The sequence below is a fragment of the Rhodococcus sp. B50 genome, assembly GCF_013602415.1.
In the GTDB taxonomy this organism is placed as follows: domain Bacteria; phylum Actinomycetota; class Actinomycetes; order Mycobacteriales; family Mycobacteriaceae; genus Rhodococcus.
In genome coordinates this window covers 960,607-977,362 of sequence record NZ_WPAG02000002.1, presented here as the reverse complement: position 1 = coordinate 977,362, position 16,756 = coordinate 960,607, and the positions used below count along the sequence as shown (strand labels likewise).

Here is a 16,756-nt window from a genome sequence, read left to right as displayed (position 1 = left end):
CTTCCGAATCCATCACCAAGCGACACACCACCAATCCTCACAACTCACCTGCCCGGAACCGGGCGGGTTCACCTGGTCGGCGAGTCCGGGCGCCGCGTCATGACGAGGGGGACGAGCACGCCGAGCAGCGCTGCGGGCAGCAGGAACGCAAGCACCGGATCGGCACCGTATACCGGCGTCAGCAGGAGAGGAGAGAAAGCCGCACCGCCGAAACGGAAGGCCTGTACCACCGACACTGCCCCGCCACGGTTGCCGCCCGGCCCGCCGAGCACCGCGGCGTTGACGCCGACGAGGATGAACTGCGAGGCGATACCTGCCAGGAACCACGCGACGCCGAGCACGACGAGCCACGGGACGGTACCGACGACCACGACCAGTGCTGCGCCGCTCACCGCGCCGGCGAGCACGATCGCGCGAGCACCGACGCGGTCGATGAGCATCCCCACCGGCCGGGAACTGAGGATGCCGGCGAGCCCGAACAGGGTGAGCACTACGCCGCGTTCGGACGGGGACAACCCGAAGTCGTCCTCGACCCGGAAGGCGAGGAGGAATCCGAGCCCGCCGAGGGCACCCCAGCCGAGGAGTGCGACGAGGCCGATGCGCAGGACGCGCGGGGTCAGGGCGTCACGCAGGCGGACCCGGCCGGTACCGGACGGGTCGTCGCGCACCGAGTCGGGCAGGCCGGCGAGCGCCAGGAGCAGCGCGGCGCCGGCGAGCACGACGAACGCCCACCGCCAGCTCACCTCGGCGGCGAGACCACCGATCAGGGGAGCGACGGTCTGGCCGGCGGCCTGCATCGCGCCGAACAACCCGAGTGCGCGCCCGAGCCTGTCCTTCGGGGTGATGACGGCCAGCGCCGCGAGCAGCAGCGGCGTGGTGAACGCGTTGGCGGCGCCCTGCAGCATCCGAGTGCCGATCAGGACCGAGAAGGTCGGTGCCAGGGCCGCGGCCACCGATACCGCCGCGTAGACGAGGTAGGCGGTGCGGACGGTGCGAATGCGTCCCCAGCGTGCGCCGAGGGTGCCGGAGAACAGCATGGCGGCGGCGAACACGCCCAGATAGGCGGTGACCGTCGTCGCGGCGGTTCCGGTGGACACACCGGTGTCGGCGCCGATCTCGGGCAGCATCGATACGACGACGCTGCCGCCGAACGGGCCGAGGAAGCCCCCCGCATACAGCGCCGTGCGCTGCAGCGGTTCGCGTAGATCCCTCACCTGTTGAAGCCGCCGGGACCCCGTCGCCGCAGATAGCGTTCGAACTCGGCGGCGAGGGCGTCGCCGTCGATCTTGGCGATGACCTCGGAGATGTCCTCCTCGGCCTCGGCGTCGCCGCGCTCCTCGAGGGTGCGCACGTACTCGGCGATCTCCTCGTCGTCGTCGATCATGTCGGTGACGGTCTGTTCCCATTCCTCGGCGAGGAGTGGGAGTTCGCCGAGGGGCACCTCGAGGTCGAGGACGTCCTCGACCCGGCGCAGCAGCGCGACAGTGGCCTTGGGGTTGGGCGGGTTGGACACGTAGTGGGGGATCGCCGCCCAGAACGACACCGCGGGGATGCCCGCGCGCACGAAGGCGTCCTGCAGTACCCCGGTGATGCCGGTGGGTCCTTCGTACCGGGAGGTCTGCAGCTTGAACCGTTCGGCGGCCTCGGAGCTGTAGGCGGTGCCGGTCACCGGGACCGGGCGGGTGTGCGGGGTGTCGGCGAGCAGCGCGCCGAGCAGCACGACTGTGTGGACCTCGAATTCGTCGACGAGTTCGATGATGGCGTCGCAGAAGCTGCGCCAGCGCATGCTCGGTTCGATGCCGTGCAGCAGGACGACGTCGCGGTCGCTGCCGGGCGGGGAACACAGCGACAGGCGGGTGGTGGGCCAGTCGATCTCGCGGGTGACGCCGTCGACGAGGCGTACCTGCGGCCGGTTGACCTGGTAGTCGTAGTACTCCTCGGAGTCCAGCTCGGCGAAGGGCTCGGCGTCCCAGATCAGCTCGAGGTGCTCGACGGCGCCGCTGGCAGCGTCGCCGGCGTCGTTCCACCCCTCGAAGGCGGCGACGAGCACCGGATCGCGCAGGACGGGGACGTCCTGGTCCGGGGTCTCGGAATACTCGGGTGCACTCACTCGTCCAGCCTACGACCCGGCCCGTTCCGGGCGCCCACTAGTCTGAAGGGCATGTCCACCCCACTTCATTCTGTCCTGCTCGATGCGCTGACCCGGCGCGTTGTCATCGGAGACGGGGCGATGGGCACCATGTTGCAGGCCGCGGATCTGTCGCTCGACGACTTCCGCGGTTTGGAGGGGTGCAACGAGATCCTCAACGAATCTCGTCCCGATGTGATCCGGGGGATCCACCGGGCGTACTTCGAGGCCGGCGCCGACGTCGTCTCGACGAACACCTTCGGCTGCAACCTGCCCAACCTCGCCGACTACGACATCGCCGACCGGATCCGTGACCTGTCCGAACGTGGTACCCGTCTCGCCCGCGAGGTCGCCGACGAGATGGGTCCCGGCGCGGACGGGATCCCTCGCATGGTGATCGGGTCGATGGGTCCGGGCACGAAGCTGCCGACTCTCGGTCATGCGCCGTTCGCGGCGCTGCGTGACGCCTACGGTGAGGCGGCGCTGGGCATGCTCGACGGGGGTGCCGATGCGATCCTGGTGGAGACCTGCCAGGACCTGCTGCAGGCGAAGGCTGCGATCATCGGCAGCAAGCGGGCGATGGAGCAGGCGGGCCGGCGGATCCCGATCGTCGCGCACGTGACGGTGGAGACGACGGGCACGATGCTGCTCGGCTCCGAGATCGGTGCCGCGCTGACCGCCCTCGAACCCCTCGGTATCGACTTGATCGGCTTGAACTGCGCGACCGGTCCGGCGGAGATGACCGAGCACCTGCGATACCTGTCGCAGCACGCGACGATCCCGGTGTCGGTGATGCCGAATGCCGGTCTGCCGGTGCTGGGTGCGAACGGCGCCGAGTACCCGTTGCAGCCGGAGGAGCTCGCCGAGGCCCTGGCCGGGTTCGTCCGCGAGTACGGTCTGACCTTCGTCGGCGGCTGCTGCGGCACCACTCCCGAGCACATCCGGCAGGTCGCCGAGGCGGTGCGCGGGCTGCAGCCGGCGCCGCGCACCCCGCAGCCGGAGCCGGGTGTTGCGTCGCTGTACACCTCGGTGCCGTTCGAGCAGGACGCGTCGATCCTGATGATCGGTGAGCGCACCAACACGAACGGGTCGAAGGCGTTCCGTGAGGCGATGCTCGCCGCGGATTGGCAGAAGTGCCTGGACATCGCGAAGGATCAGATCCGCGACGGCGCGCACATGTTGGATCTGAACGTCGACTACGTCGGGCGCGACGGGGCGGCGGACATGGCGGAGCTGGCGTCGCGGTTCGCGACGTCGTCGACGCTGCCGATCATGATCGACTCGACAGAGCCGGAGGTGATCCGGGCCGGTCTCGAGCATCTCGGTGGTCGCTGCGCGGTGAACTCGGTGAACTACGAGGACGGTGACGGTCCCGGTTCGCGGTTCCAGCGGATCATGGAGCACGTCGTCGAGCACGGTGCGGCGGTGGTCGCGTTGACGATCGACGAGGAGGGCCAGGCCCGGACCGCCGAGCACAAGGTGCGCATCGCCGAGCGGTTGATCGCGGACCTGACCGGCACGTGGGGCCTGTCGCCGCAGGACATCATCGTCGACGCGTTGACCTTCCCGATCTCGACGGGGCAGGAGGAGGTGCGGCGCGACGCGATCGAGACGATCGAGGCGATCCGCCGCCTCCACGAGGCGCATCCGGAGGTGCACTTCACCCTCGGTATCTCGAATGTGTCGTTCGGTCTGAATCCGGCGGCGCGGCAGGTGCTGAACTCGGTGTTCCTGCACGAGTGCACCGAGGCGGGGCTGGACACCGCGATCGTGCACGCGTCGAAGATCCTGCCGATGGCGCGGATCCCGGAGGAGCAGCGGCAGGTCGCGCTGGATCTGGTGTACGACCGGCGGCGCGAGGGTTACGACCCGCTGCAGAAGCTGATGGAGCTGTTCGAGGGGGTGTCGGCGGCGTCGGCACGCGAGTCGCGGGCGCAGGAACTGGCGGCGCTGCCGCTGTTCGAGCGGCTCGAGCGGCGCATCGTCGACGGTGAGCGCAACGGTCTCGAGGACGATCTGGCGGAGGCGATGAAGACCACCCCGCCGCTGGCGATCATCAACGACACGTTGTTGTCGGGTATGAAGACGGTCGGTGATCTGTTCGGGTCCGGGCAGATGCAGTTGCCGTTCGTGTTGCAGTCCGCCGAGGTGATGAAGACCGCGGTGGCGTTCCTCGAGCCGCACATGGAGTCGACGGGCGACGAGGGCAAGGGCCGGATCGTGCTGGCGACCGTCAAGGGCGATGTGCACGACATCGGCAAGAATCTCGTCGACATCATCTTGTCGAACAACGGCTACGAGGTGGTCAACCTCGGCATCAAGCAGCCGATCGCGACGATCCTCGACGCGGCAGTCGACAAGCGCGCCGATGTGATCGGCATGTCGGGGCTGCTGGTGAAGTCCACGGTGGTGATGAAGGAGAACCTCGAGGAGCTCAACGCCCGTGGGGTCGCGGAGCAGTTCCCGGTGTTGCTCGGCGGTGCGGCGTTGACCCGCAGTTATGTCGAGAACGATCTGGCGGAGGTGTACGCGGGCAAGGTGTCGTACGCGCGCGACGCGTTCGAGGGCCTGTCGCTCATGGACCGGGTGATGGCCGAGAAGCGCGGCGAGGCGCCGGCGCCGGACAGTCCGGAGGCGATCGAAGCGGCCCGCAAGGCCGCCGAGCGCAAGGAACGGCACGAGCGCAGCAAGCGGATCGCGGAGAAGCGCAAGGCCGCCGAGACACCGGCGGAGATCCCCGAGCGCAGCGATGTCGCGAAGGATCTGCCGGTGCCCACGCCGCCGTTCTGGGGCACCCGGGTGATCAAGGGCATCCCGTTGGCCGACTATGCGGCGCTGATCGACGAGCGGGCGTTGTTCCTCGGGCAGTGGGGGCTGCGCGGTCAGCGTGGCGGCGAGGGTCCGAGCTACGAGGAGCTCGTGGAGACCGAGGGCCGGCCGCGGTTGCGGTACTGGCTCGACCGGTTGGCGACCGAGGGCATCCTGCAGCACGCCGCGGTGGTCTACGGCTACTTCCCGGCGGTGTCCGAGGGCGACGATGTGGTGGTGCTGACCGAAGCGCGCCCGGATGCCCCGGAGCGCTACCGGTTCACCTTCCCGCGGCAGCAGCGGTCGCGGTTCCTGTGCATCGCGGACTTCGTGCGGTCGCGGGAGGATGCGCTCGCGTCGGGTCAGGTGGATGTGTGGCCGTTCCAGCTGGTGACGATGGGGCAGCCGATCGCGGACTTCGCGAACGAGTTGTTCGCGTCGAATTCGTACCGGGACTATCTCGAGGTGCACGGCATCGGTGTGCAGTTGACCGAGGCGCTGGCCGAGTACTGGCATCGGCGGGTGCGGCAGGAGCTGGCGTTCGCCGGGGGCGGCACGGCTGCGGACGAGGATCCGGAGGAGGTCGCGGAGTACTTCAAGCTCGCCTACCGCGGCGCCCGGTTCGCGTTCGGTTACGGGGCCTGCCCGAATCTCGAGGATCGGATCAAGCTGGTCGAGCTGCTCGAACCCGAACGGATCGGGGTGGAGTTGTCGGAGGAGCTGCAGTTGCATCCCGAGCAGTCCACGGATGCGTTCGTGCTGCACCACCCGGAGGCGAAGTACTTCAATGTCTGATCGGGTGGAGGCGCCGCTCGCGGTGCAGACCGGTGTGCTGCGGGCGGTGCTGTGGGACATGGACGGCACCCTGCTCGAATCGGAACGCTTGTGGGACATCGGGATGCGCGAGTTGTCGCTGCATCTCGGGGGGCCGATGAGCGAGGAGACCCGCATCTCCACGATCGGTGGGCCGATGGACCTGGCGGTGCTGCGCACCTTCACCGGTCTGGGCCTCGAGCCGACTCCGGATGAGGCGGCCGCCGCCGCGGCGTGGCTGACCGACTACATGGGCCGGTTGTTCGCCGACGGGCTGCCGTGGCGGCCCGGGGCGCGGTCCGCGTTGCGCACGGTGCGCGAGGCGGGCCTGGGGTCCGTGCTGGTGACCAACACCGAGCGGGCGTTGTGCGAGGTGGCCCTCGATACCCTGGGCCGCGAGCATTTCGACCATTCGGTGTGCGGCGACGAGGTGCCGGCCGGCAAACCCGACCCGGCGCCCTACCGGCGGGCGGCGGAGCTGCTCGGCGTCGATCCGGCGCAGTGCCTGGCGGTGGAGGATTCCCCGACCGGGGCGGCGGCGGCGGATGCGGCCGGGTGCACGGTGCTGGTGGTGCCGTCGCTGGTGGATGTGCCCGGCTCGGAGCGCCGGGTGTTCCGGTCCACCCTGGAGGGGCTGAGCGTGGAGGATCTGCACGAGCTGCACGGTGCGGGAGTGCGCTGAGATGGCGGTCCCGAAGATCGTGCTGTTCTACAAGTTCACCCCGCTACCCGATCCGGAGGCGATCCGGTTGTGGCAGCACACTCTGGCGTCGTCGCTGGGATTGACCGGGCGGATCCTGATCTCCGAGCACGGCATCAACGGCACCGTCGGCGGTGACATCGCCGACGTGAAGAAGTACGTGCGTGGGTTGCGCGGCTATGCGGCGTTCAAGGACACCGACATCAAGTGGTCCGACGGCACCGGCGACGATTTTCCGCGCCTGTCGGTGAAGGTACGCCCGGAGATCGTGACCTTCGGGGTGCCCGACGAGGTGAAGGTCGACGAGCACGGCATCGTCGACGGCGGCACCCCGCTGTCGCCGCACGCGGTGCACGCGCTCGTCGCCGAGCGCGGCGACGAAGTGGTGTTCTTCGACGGCCGTAACCGGTTCGAGGCGCAGATCGGCCGGTTCCGCAATGCGGTGGTGCCGGAGGTGGCCACGACCCGCGATTTCGTCGCCGAGCTCGACAGCGGCCGCTACGACCATCTCAAGAACCGCCCGGTGGTCACCTACTGCACCGGTGGGGTGCGCTGCGAGGTGCTGTCGGCGTTGATGCGCAATCGCGGGTTCGAGGAGGTCTACCAGCTCGACGGCGGCATCGTGCGCTACGGCGAGACCTTCGGCGACGAGGGCCTGTGGGAGGGTTCGCTGTATGTCTTCGACGGGCGGATGAACGTCGAGTTCAGCGACGAGGCGACGGTGATCGGGCGCTGCACGCTGTGCGGCAGCCCCACCTCGCGGTACCGCAACCATCCGGACCTTCGCGGTCGGGAGTTGACCCTGGTGTGCGAGGGCTGCGTGCCGGACCCGGTGGAGGCGTAGACCGGTGCGTGCTGCGCCGCTGCCGGTGCGCGACGGGCTCGGCCCGGACCGCATCCGGATGCCCGCCGACCACGATGCCGGCACGATCGTCGAGTTCCTCGAGGCCGACCACCCCGACGAGGACTGGGCGGCGCACATGGCGGCGGGGGAGTTGGTCGACGAGCACGGGCGCCGCATCGATGCGCGCACCCCGTATCAGCCGACGCGGTTCGTGTACTTCTATCGCGCTCCGGCGCCGGAGGTGCCGGTGCCGTTTCCGGTGCGCGTGCTGCACCGCGAGGACGGGCTGGTCGTGGTCGACAAGCCGCATTTTCTGGCGACGATCCCGCGTGGCGCGCACATCCGCGAATCGGTGGTGGTGCGGTTGCGGCGCGAGCTGGAGTTGCCGGAGCTGGTGCCGGTGCACCGGCTCGACCGGATGACCGCGGGCGTGCTGTTGTGCACGACGGATCCGGGGTGGCGGCGGCCCTATCAGGAGTTGTTCGAGCGGCAGCGGGTGCGCAAGGTGTACGAGGCGGTCGCCGGATACCGGCCCGATCTGCAGTTCCCGCAGGTGGTGCGCACCCGGATCGTCAAGCGGCACGGTGAGTTGACGGCCGAGCAGTTCGTCGAGGAGCCGAATTCGGAGACCCGCATCGAATTGGTCGAGCGGCGCGGTGAGCTGGCCCGGTACCGGTTGTTCCCGCGCACCGGCCGCACGCACCAGTTGCGGCTGCATCTGGCGTGGCTGGGGGTGCCGATCGTGGGGGACAACTTCTATCCGCGGTTCCGGCGGCGCCGCGCGGACGATTTCACCGCGCCGCTGCGGTTGTTGGCGCGGTCGCTCGAGTTCACCGATCCGATCAGCGGGGCTGCGCGGCGGTTCGTCAGCGGGCGGGAGCTCGAGTTCTGAGGGGTGTCGGTGTCCTGGATTCGGGGGCGGCGTGGGGGCATGAAACAATCGACCCCCGTGAAGACCTTCGATTCCCTGTTCGCCGAGCTGTCCGAACGCGCCGCGACCCGCCCCGAGGGCTCCGGCACCGTCGCCGCCCTGGACGCCGGGGTGCATTTCCAGGGCAAGAAGGTACTCGAAGAGGCCGGTGAGGTGTGGATCGCCGCCGAGTACCAGTCCGACGAGGAACTGTCCGAGGAGATTTCGCAGCTGCTGTACTGGGTGCAGGTGCTGATGGTGGGGCGGGGCCTGAAGCTCGAGGACGTCTACAAGCATCTGTGACGGCCGGTGGCCCGCTGTGCGGTGCCGCCGTCCGTGCCCTGTAGATCTCTTCCTCGCTTCTGCTCGTCGTTCGAAAGGACCCAATCCGTCATGCTGCGCGTCGCAGTCCCCAACAAAGGTTCGCTGTCCGAGTCCGCCGCCGAGATCCTGCAGGAGGCCGGTTACCGTCGCCGCACCGACTCGCGCGATCTGACGGTCATCGACCCGGTCAACGATGTCGAGTTCTTCTTCCTGCGTCCGAAGGACATCGCGATCTACGTCGGCTCGGGTGAACTGGATCTGGGGATCACCGGCCGCGACCTGGCGATGGATTCGGGGGCGCCGGTCGCCGAGCGCCTGTCGCTGGGGTTCGGGTCGTCGCGTTTCCGGTATGCCGCGCCGAAGGGCCGTGATTGGGCGGTCGAGGATCTGCGGGGTCTGCGCATCGCCACGTCGTACGCGAATCTGGTGCGCCGTGATCTCGAGGCCCGCGGCATCGAGGCCGAGGTGATCCGGCTCGACGGGGCGGTGGAGATCTCCATTCAGCTCGGGGTCGCGGACGCGATCGCCGATGTGGTCGGGTCGGGCCGGACGTTGCGGCAGCACGATCTCGTGGCCTTCGGGGAGTCGCTGTGCGATTCGGAGGGTGTGCTGATCGAGCGGGACGGGTCGGATCGTTCGGATCGGGCCCGCAACCAGCTGATCGCCCGACTCGAGGGTGTGGTCTTCGCGCAGCAGTACGTGATGATCGACTACGACTGCCCCAAGCACCTGCTCGAGCAGGCCGTGCAGGTCACCCCGGGACTCGAGTCGCCGACGATCTCGCCGCTGGCGAACGACAATTCGGTGGCGGTGCGGGCGATGGTGCCGCGTAAGGGCCACAACGCGGTGATGGATCGGCTCGCCGAGATCGGTGCCCGCGCGATCCTCGCGTCGAACATCCGCTCGTGCCGGGCGATGCGCGCCCCCGAATAGACGCGCACCTGCCCGTCGTCGTGTCGGTGCGGCTCCGCGATCAGCGGGGCCGCACCTGCACGTTCTGGGTGATGCGGCCGAGCGCGCCGGTCTCGTCGTAGAGCAGCCCGGCGGTCATGCCGACCCCGTCGGGTCCGACGGACATCTCGGCGGCGATCCCCACCCAGTCCTGTTCGCGGAATTCCGGGGCGCGGAACAGGTGCACGGTCAGTTCGGTGTTGAGGAAGGTGAACTCGCGGGGCTCGAGTTTGGATCCGACGCCGTTGGCGACATCGGCGACGCTCATCAACCGGTCGAGGCCGCTGGGGGTTTCGCCTTCGACGAGGGCGATCTCGCTGCGCACCCACGCCGACGACAGGCCCGGGGTTCCGAAGGGGACGATGATGCGCCAGTCGAGGGTGTCGATATAGCCGCCCTGCCAGGAGGCGTGCGGGTCGGTGGGTGCGATACCGCCGGGGTCGGGCAGCGGGGTCTCGGAGGTGCGGGCCACCTCCGGCAGCTCCACGGTTTCGAGGCGCCAGCCGGTGCCGCGCGCCACCGCGCGGTGGGTGCCGTCGGGGGCGGTGGCCCACAGTTCGGCGACGACGAGTTCGATGCGGCGGCCGGGGCGTTCGATGTGGGTGCGCACTTCGAGGTCGGTGAGCGGGACGGGGCCGAGCAGTTCGACGGTCAGTCGGGTCAGGCGGGTGTCGGGGCGGGGCCGGTGCCGTTCGACGGCGCGGGCGAGCAGCGCAGAGGGCGGGGCGCCGTGTTGCAGGTGCGGGCCCCAGGTGCTCACGGTGCGGTCGGTGGGGCGGAACACCGCGATCTCGACGTCGTCGGCCGGGCTGGTGGGGGTGGCGGGTCGGGGGACCGGCACGTAGTACGCGGCGTCGCTCACTCGGGATTCTCCTGCTGCTCGATACGGCGGGGCGCACCCGACGTCGATTGGGCCGCAAGGCCGTCGAGAGGATACGGCGGTGGGGTACCGCCGAACGCCGGGCACAATGCCCGATGATCGCACCACCGGCAGCCGGGGCCGGGGTTGGGTCGGAAGTCGCCGTTGTTGCGCAACTGCCGGATCGTCGTCCACATCGCGCGCACGATCCGTTCGAAGCGGCGCAGTTCGTCGGGGTCGGGCCGGTAGTGCAGCACCTGGCCGTCGCCGAGATACAGCAGCCGCAGCGAGGCCGGGACGAGATCGCGTTGGCGCCACAGGATCAGGGCGTAGAACTTCAGCTGGAACAGCGCCGTCTTCTCTCCGCGGGGGGAGGGGGCGCGGCCGGTCTTGTAGTCGACGACTTGCACGGCGCCGGTGGCGTCGATGTCGAGGCGGTCGATGATGCCGCGCAGCGGGACGTCGCCGTCGAGGACCGTCTCGACGCGGAGTTCGCAGCCGGTGGCGGTGACGGCGGTGGGGTCTTCGACGGTGAAGTAGGTGGTCAGCAGCGCGGTGGCCTCGGCTAGGAAGGCCGCATCGGCGGCGTCGACCCCGAGATCGGGGGTGGCGGCGAGGACCCGGGCCAGGGCGGCGGGCAGCAGGGTCTGCGCGGCGGTGGGGGTGCGGTCGGGGGCGTCGAGCGCGAACAGTTCTTCGAGGGCGGCGTGGACGACGGTGCCGCGCGCCTGGGCGCGGGTGGGCGGTGCGCTGAGCCGGTCGACGGCCCGGAGGCGGTAGAGCAGCGGGCAGCGGGTGAAGTCGGCGGCGCGGGAGGGGGAGAGGGCGACCGGCCGCACCGGGTCGGTGGGGGGTGTGGGCGCAGCTGTGGTCACACCTGGCAGGCTAGGACGCGGGTCCGACACGGTGCCGGACCCGCGTGCCCGTGTGCGGGTGCGGGGCTGGAACGAAGGTGGACACGGCGATGGCAGTAGGCGGACTCGGGCGCAGCGGACCCTTCCAGGTGGGGGACCGGGTGCAGTTGACCGACGCCAAGGGCCGCAAGTACACCGTGGTGCTCGAGCCGGGCAAGGAGTTCCACACCCACCGCGGCGGGATTCTGCACGACGATCTGATCGGCACCGACGAGGGTGTGGTGGTCACCTCCACCAACGGCACCCCCTATCTGGCGTTGCGGCCATTGCTGGTCGACTACGTGATGTCGATGCCGCGCGGTGCGCAGGTGATCTACCCGAAGGACGCCGCGCAGATCGTGCAGGAGGGCGACGTCTTCCCCGGCGCGACGGTGCTCGAGGCCGGCGCCGGATCGGGCGCGCTGACCTGTTCGCTGCTGCGGGCGGTCGGGGAGAGCGGCCGGGTGATCTCCTACGAGGTGCGCGAGGACCATCTCGAATACGCCGAGCGCAATGTCGACACCTTCTTCGGGGAGCGCCCGGCGAACTGGACGACGGTGCTCGGGGATCTGGCGGATTACGACGTCGAGAAGTACGGCCGGGTCGATCGGGTGGTGTTGGACATGCTGGCGCCCTGGGATGTGCTGGAGACAGTGAAGAAGGCGTTGGTGCCGGGCGGGGTGTTGATCGTCTACGTGGCGACGACGACGCAGTTGTCGCGGGTGGTCGAGGCGCTGCGGGAGCAGACCTGCTGGACCGAGCCGCGGTCGTGGGAGTCGATGGTGCGCGGCTGGCATGTGGTGGGGCTGGCGGTGCGGCCGGAGCATCGGATGCAGGGGCACACGGCGTTCCTGGTCAGTGCCCGGCGGTTGCAGGACGGGGTGGAGACCCCGAAGCCGCAGCGCCGGCCCAGCAAGGGCTGAGCCGGCATCCGGCGGCCGGGGCCTAGTCGCAGCTGAGCCGGCCCATGCTCAGGATCGAGCAGGCGCTCTCGTCGGCGATGACCCAGCTGCCGTCGATCTGTTCGAAGGTCAGCGGCAGCGGGGCGCCGCCGTGCGGTCCGGTGACCTCGGTGGTCGCGGTGACGGTGTCGGCGTCGACGGTGGTGATCTCCCCGACGACGCCGGTGAGCGGGTAACCGGCGAGCACGCCGGTGAACTGGTCGAGCACGGCGCTCCGGTCGGTGCCGTTCTCCACGACCGCGGCGCGGTCCTCGGTGGCGGCGGCCGGGTCGAAGAACACGTCGACCTGGTCCTGCAGTTGTTCGACGGTGACGGCGGCGGTCGCGGTGGCGCCGGTCGTGGTCGTGGTGGTGATTTCCGCGCTCGTCGTGGCGGTGGCGTCGTCGTCCCCGGTGTCGGAGCTGCAGCCGGTCAGGGCGGTGAGGGCGGCCAGCGTTGCGGCGGCGTAGGTCACGCGAACAGAACGTGGGGTCACGGAAAAGTACCTTTCGGGGGAACGGTCGACTCACGATATTAGGGAAGCCTAACAGTGGGTCGGGGGTGTGGCGCCATGGCGCGTCCCACACGCGACACATGTTCGGAACACGACTGTTTCGTGTCCTCCCCCACGCCGGGCGATGTCCCGGTAGCGTGGAATGACCGACAGTGGAGGGAGTCGCTATGAGCTCGTCAGAGAAGCCGGACGCGGTTGCGGCGGCACGAGAGATCGAAGAGTTGCGCACGGAGGTGGCGACCTTGCGTCGTCGACTCGGCGAACCGTCCGATCAGGTACGCGACCTCGAAGCCCGGCTCGAGTCCCTCACGGTCCGCAACGGCAAACTGCTCGAGACCCTCAAGGATGCGCGTCAGCAGTTGATCACGCTGCGCGAGGAGGTCGACCGGCTGGCCCAGCCGCCGAGCGGCTACGGGGTGTTGCTCGAGACGTTCGACGACCAGACCGTCGACGTGTTCACCTCGGGCCGCAAGATGCGGGTCGCGGTCTCGCCGAATCTCGAACTCGACACCTTCCGGCCCGGGCAGACCGTGCGGCTGAACGAGGCGTTGACCGTCGTGGAAGTCGGTGGATTCGAACGCGTCGGTGAGATCACCACGCTGCGGGAGGTTCTCGACGACGGCACCCGCGCGCTGGTGGTCGGGCACGCCGACGAGGAACGCATCGTGTGGCTGGCGGCGCCGCTGGCCGCGGCGGCCGCCGACGTCGAGCCCGACGTTCTCGTCGACGACGAGAATGCGTTCACGTTGCGCCCCGGTGATTCACTGCTCGTCGACAGCAAGGCCGGCTACGCCTTCGAACGGATCCCGAAGGCCGAGGTCGAGGATCTCGTGCTCGAGGAGGTCCCGGACGTCGACTACGGCGACATCGGCGGTCTGGGCCGGCAGATCGAGCAGATCCGCGACGCGGTGGAGCTGCCGTTCCTGCACAAGGACCTGTTCCGGGAGTACTCGCTGCGCCCGCCGAAGGGGGTGCTGCTGTACGGTCCGCCCGGTTGCGGTAAGACCCTGATCGCGAAGGCCGTCGCGAACTCGCTGGCGAAGAAGATCGCCGAGGCCCGCGGCGACGATTCGAAGGAAGCGAAGTCGTTCTTCCTGAACATCAAGGGCCCGGAGCTGCTGAACAAGTTCGTCGGTGAGACCGAGCGGCACATCCGGTTGATCTTCCAGCGGGCCCGGGAGAAGGCGTCCGAGGGCACCCCGGTGATCGTCTTCTTCGACGAGATGGACTCGATCTTCCGCACCCGCGGGTCGGGGGTGTCCTCCGATGTGGAGACCACCGTGGTGCCGCAGCTGCTCGCCGAGATCGACGGTGTCGAAGGGCTCGAGAACGTCATCGTCATCGGCGCCTCGAACCGCGAGGACATGATCGACCCGGCGATCCTGCGACCGGGCCGCCTCGACGTGAAGATCAAGATCGAACGTCCGGACGCGGAGGCCGCCCAGGACATCTTCTCGAAGTACCTGACCGAGAGCCTGCCGGTGCATGCCGACGATCTCGCCGAGTTCGGCGGCGACCGGGTCGCGTGCGTGCGGGCGATGATCGAGCGGGTCGTCGAGCGGATGTACGCCGAGTCCGAGGACAACCGCTTCCTCGAGGTGACCTACGCCAACGGCGACAAGGAGGTCCTGTATTTCAAGGACTTCAACTCGGGCGCGATGATCCAGAACATCGTCGACCGGGCGAAGAAGTACGCGATCAAGTCGGTGCTCGAGACCGGGGCACCCGGCCTGCGGGTGCAGCACCTGCTCGATTCGATCGTCGACGAGTTCGCCGAGAACGAGGACCTGCCCAACACCACGAATCCGGACGACTGGGCCCGGATCTCGGGGAAGAAGGGCGAGCGGATCGTGTACATCCGCACCCTGGTCACCGGCAAGAACGCCAGCGCGAGCCGCGCGATCGACACCGAATCGAACACCGGCCAGTATCTGTAGGAATCGCACCCGCGGCGGCCGGCCTTCCCCGATCCGGAAGGTCCGGCCGCCGCGTTCTCCGGGGGGACCGTTCATGCCGCTGCCGCGCACGATGGCCAGAGTCAACAAGGCGGTCACCAACCGCATCACCACGCCGTTCGCCCAGCTGTTGCCCGGCACCGCGGTGGTCGAGCATCGCGGGCGCCGGTCGGGCCGGATCTTCCGCACCCCGGTGCTGCTGTTCGAGGCGGGGGACGACCTGCGGATCGCGTTGACCTACGGCGCCGACACCGACTGGGTGCGCAACGTGTGCGCCGCGGGCGGAGCCGTGGTGCACACCCGGGGTAAGGCGGTGCCGGTGACCGCGCCGCGGCTCGGCAGCGATGCGCAGGCGAGCTGGGCGCCGCTGCCGGTGCGGGTGGCGTTGCAGGCGATCGGGGCGCACGACTATCTGGACTGCACCCCGCAGCCGGCCCCCTGATCGCGGCGGCGGGGTGGTTCACCGCCGCGATCGGTGAGATCGCCTAGGCTCGACGGCATGCAGCGGATCATCGGTATCGAGGTCGAGTACGGGATCTCCTCACCCAACGAGCCATCGGCGAACCCGATCCTGACCTCCACGCAGGCGGTGCTGGCCTATGCGGCCGCTGAAGGGGTGCCGCGCGCCCGGCGCACCCGCTGGGACTACGAGGTCGAATCCCCGCTGCGCGACGCGCGCGGGTTCGATCTGGGCCGGTTCAACGGCCCGGCCCCGGTCATCGACGCCGACGAGGTCGGCGCCGCGAACATGATCCTCACCAACGGGGCGCGGCTGTATGTCGACCACGCCCACCCCGAGTACTCCGCCCCGGAGGTCGCCGACCCGCTGGACGCGGTGATCTGGGATAAGGCCGGTGAGCGGGTGATGGAGGCCGCGGCGCGGCACGCGTCGAGCGTGCCCGGCGCGCCGCGGTTGCAGCTGTACAAGAACAACGTCGACGGCAAGGGCGCCTCCTACGGCACCCACGAGAACTATCTGATGGACCGCGACACCCCGTTCTCCGCGGTGGTGGCGGGCCTGACCCCGTTCTTCGTCTCCCGCCAGGTCATCACCGGATCGGGGCGGGTCGGGATCGGCCAGTCCGGCGACGAGCCGGGTTTCCAGCTGTCGCAGCGCGCCGACTACATCGAGGTCGAGGTCGGTCTCGAGACCACCCTCAAGCGCGGCATCATCAACACCCGCGACGAGCCGCACGCCGATGCCGACAAGTACCGGCGCCTGCACGTGATCATCGGCGACGCGAACCTGGCGGAGATGTCCACCTATCTCAAGGTCGGCACCACCGCGCTGGTGCTCGACCTGATCGAGGCGGGCATCGACCTGTCGGATCTGCAGCTGGCCCGCCCGGTCACCGCGGTGCACCACATCAGCCACGATCCGTCGCTGCGCAAGACCGTCGCGCTCGCCGACGGCCGGGAGCTGACCGGCCTGGCGTTGCAGCGGATCTACCATGAGCGGGTCGCGAAATTCCACGACGGCACCGAGGACAAGCGGATCCTCGACATCCTCGACAAGTGGGCGATGGTGCTCGACCTGCTCGAACGCGACCCGATGGAATGCGCGGACCTGCTGGACTGGCCGGCGAAACTGCGGCTGCTCGAGGGTTTCCGCAACCGGGAGGGGCTGTCCTGGTCGGCGCCGCGCCTGCACATGGTGGACCTGCAGTATTCGGATGTGCGTCTGGACAAGGGCCTGTACAACCGCCTGGTGGCCCGCGGGTCGATGCAGCGGCTGGTGTCCGAGCAGCAGGTGCTCGACGCGGTGCACACCCCACCGTCGGACACCCGCGCCTACTTCCGCGGCGAATGCCTGCGCCGCTTCGGGGCCGACATCGCCGCGGCGAGCTGGGACTCGGTGATTTTCGATCTGGGTCGTGAGTCGCTGGTGCGGATCCCGACGCTCGAGCCGTTGCGGGGCAGCCGCGCGCATGTCGGGGAGCTGCTCGAGACGGCGCAGTCGGCGGCCGAACTGGTCGATCAGCTCACCCACTGACCGTCGCGCCGGGGTGTGGTGGTGGCCCGATCGTGTGCCGCGAGTACGCGTGTCGCCACCGGTGGACCGATTCGCTGGGTAGGGTAGGAGTTCGAAGCAGCGGTGACCACACCGATCGTCGAC

15 protein-coding genes are annotated in these 16,756 nt (G+C 69.3%); 10 read left to right on the top strand and 5 right to left on the bottom strand.

All coding sequences use genetic code 11. The annotated features are described in order from the left end of the window. Positions 1 to 68 precede the first annotated feature (68 nt). Entirely contained in the window at positions 69 to 1,214 is a 1,146-nt protein-coding gene (locus tag GON09_RS04820; RefSeq protein WP_213930830.1) for an MFS transporter, read from the bottom strand. Further along, positions 1,211 to 2,110, bottom strand: a complete 900-nt coding sequence (locus GON09_RS04815) for a PAC2 family protein (protein ID WP_213930829.1) — start codon at positions 2,108 to 2,110, stop codon at positions 1,211 to 1,213. The genes GON09_RS04820 and GON09_RS04815 overlap by 4 nt, the downstream gene beginning before the upstream one ends. Before the next feature lie 51 nt (positions 2,111 to 2,161). On the opposite strand from GON09_RS04815, the gene metH reads away from it, so the two are divergent. The 6 genes from metH to hisG all read left to right on the top strand — a co-directional run bounded on the left by metH (position 2,162) and on the right by hisG (position 9,460). Beyond that, on the top strand, positions 2,162 to 5,731 hold the full coding sequence (gene metH / locus GON09_RS04810; protein ID WP_213930828.1) for a methionine synthase: 3,570 nt from the start codon (positions 2,162 to 2,164) through the stop codon (positions 5,729 to 5,731). After that, positions 5,724 to 6,431 (top strand): HAD family hydrolase, encoded by a 708-nt coding sequence (locus GON09_RS04805; protein ID WP_213930827.1) that lies wholly within the window; start codon positions 5,724 to 5,726, stop codon positions 6,429 to 6,431. Before metH ends, GON09_RS04805 begins: the two co-directional genes overlap by 8 nt. A gap of 1 nt (position 6,432) precedes the next feature. Then, on the top strand, positions 6,433 to 7,293 hold the full coding sequence (gene trhO / locus GON09_RS04800; RefSeq protein WP_213930826.1) for an oxygen-dependent tRNA uridine(34) hydroxylase TrhO: 861 nt from the start codon (positions 6,433 to 6,435) through the stop codon (positions 7,291 to 7,293). Positions 7,294 to 7,297: 4 nt separating this feature from the next. Continuing rightward, entirely contained in the window at positions 7,298 to 8,185 is an 888-nt protein-coding gene (locus tag GON09_RS04795; protein ID WP_213930825.1) for a pseudouridine synthase, read from the top strand. A gap of 39 nt (positions 8,186 to 8,224) precedes the next feature. Next, complete coding sequence (locus GON09_RS04790; RefSeq protein WP_170318512.1) at positions 8,225 to 8,506, top strand: phosphoribosyl-ATP diphosphatase; 282 nt, start codon at positions 8,225 to 8,227, stop codon at positions 8,504 to 8,506. 90 nt (positions 8,507 to 8,596) lie between these two features. Next, entirely contained in the window at positions 8,597 to 9,460 is an 864-nt protein-coding gene (gene hisG / locus GON09_RS04785) for an ATP phosphoribosyltransferase (RefSeq protein ID WP_213930824.1), read from the top strand. Positions 9,461 to 9,500: 40 nt separating this feature from the next. Here hisG and GON09_RS04780 read toward each other — a convergent pair whose 3' ends face one another. Next, complete coding sequence (locus GON09_RS04780) at positions 9,501 to 10,340, bottom strand: thioesterase family protein (RefSeq protein WP_213930823.1); 840 nt, start codon at positions 10,338 to 10,340, stop codon at positions 9,501 to 9,503. Beyond that, complete coding sequence (locus GON09_RS04775; RefSeq protein WP_213930822.1) at positions 10,337 to 11,212, bottom strand: RecB family exonuclease; 876 nt, start codon at positions 11,210 to 11,212, stop codon at positions 10,337 to 10,339. Before GON09_RS04775 ends, GON09_RS04780 begins: the two co-directional genes overlap by 4 nt. A gap of 89 nt (positions 11,213 to 11,301) precedes the next feature. Here GON09_RS04775 and GON09_RS04770 point away from each other — a divergent pair, with 89 nt between their 5' ends. Continuing rightward, a complete protein-coding gene (locus GON09_RS04770; RefSeq protein WP_213930821.1) occupies positions 11,302 to 12,153 on the top strand; it encodes a tRNA (adenine-N1)-methyltransferase in 852 nt (283 codons plus the stop codon). A gap of 22 nt (positions 12,154 to 12,175) precedes the next feature. Here the strand turns inward: GON09_RS04770 and GON09_RS04765 are convergent, their stop codons facing one another. Next, on the bottom strand, positions 12,176 to 12,667 hold the full coding sequence (locus GON09_RS04765; RefSeq protein ID WP_213930820.1) for a nuclear transport factor 2 family protein: 492 nt from the start codon (positions 12,665 to 12,667) through the stop codon (positions 12,176 to 12,178). Positions 12,668 to 12,852: 185 nt separating this feature from the next. Between GON09_RS04765 and arc the strand changes: the two genes are divergently transcribed. From arc to dop, 3 genes are all read left to right on the top strand, one after another. Then, positions 12,853 to 14,622: a proteasome ATPase gene (gene arc, locus GON09_RS04760; RefSeq protein ID WP_213930819.1), complete on the top strand. Its 1,770-nt coding sequence runs from the start codon at positions 12,853 to 12,855 to the stop codon at positions 14,620 to 14,622. A 73-nt stretch (positions 14,623 to 14,695) separates the two neighbouring features. Next, positions 14,696 to 15,082 carry a nitroreductase family deazaflavin-dependent oxidoreductase gene (locus GON09_RS04755; protein ID WP_213930818.1) on the top strand — a complete coding sequence of 129 codons (387 nt, stop codon included), beginning with the start codon at positions 14,696 to 14,698 and terminating at the stop codon, positions 15,080 to 15,082. Positions 15,083 to 15,139: 57 nt separating this feature from the next. Then, a complete protein-coding gene (gene dop, locus GON09_RS04750; protein ID WP_213930817.1) occupies positions 15,140 to 16,633 on the top strand; it encodes a depupylase/deamidase Dop in 1,494 nt (497 codons plus the stop codon). Positions 16,634 to 16,756: the final 123 nt, after the last annotated feature.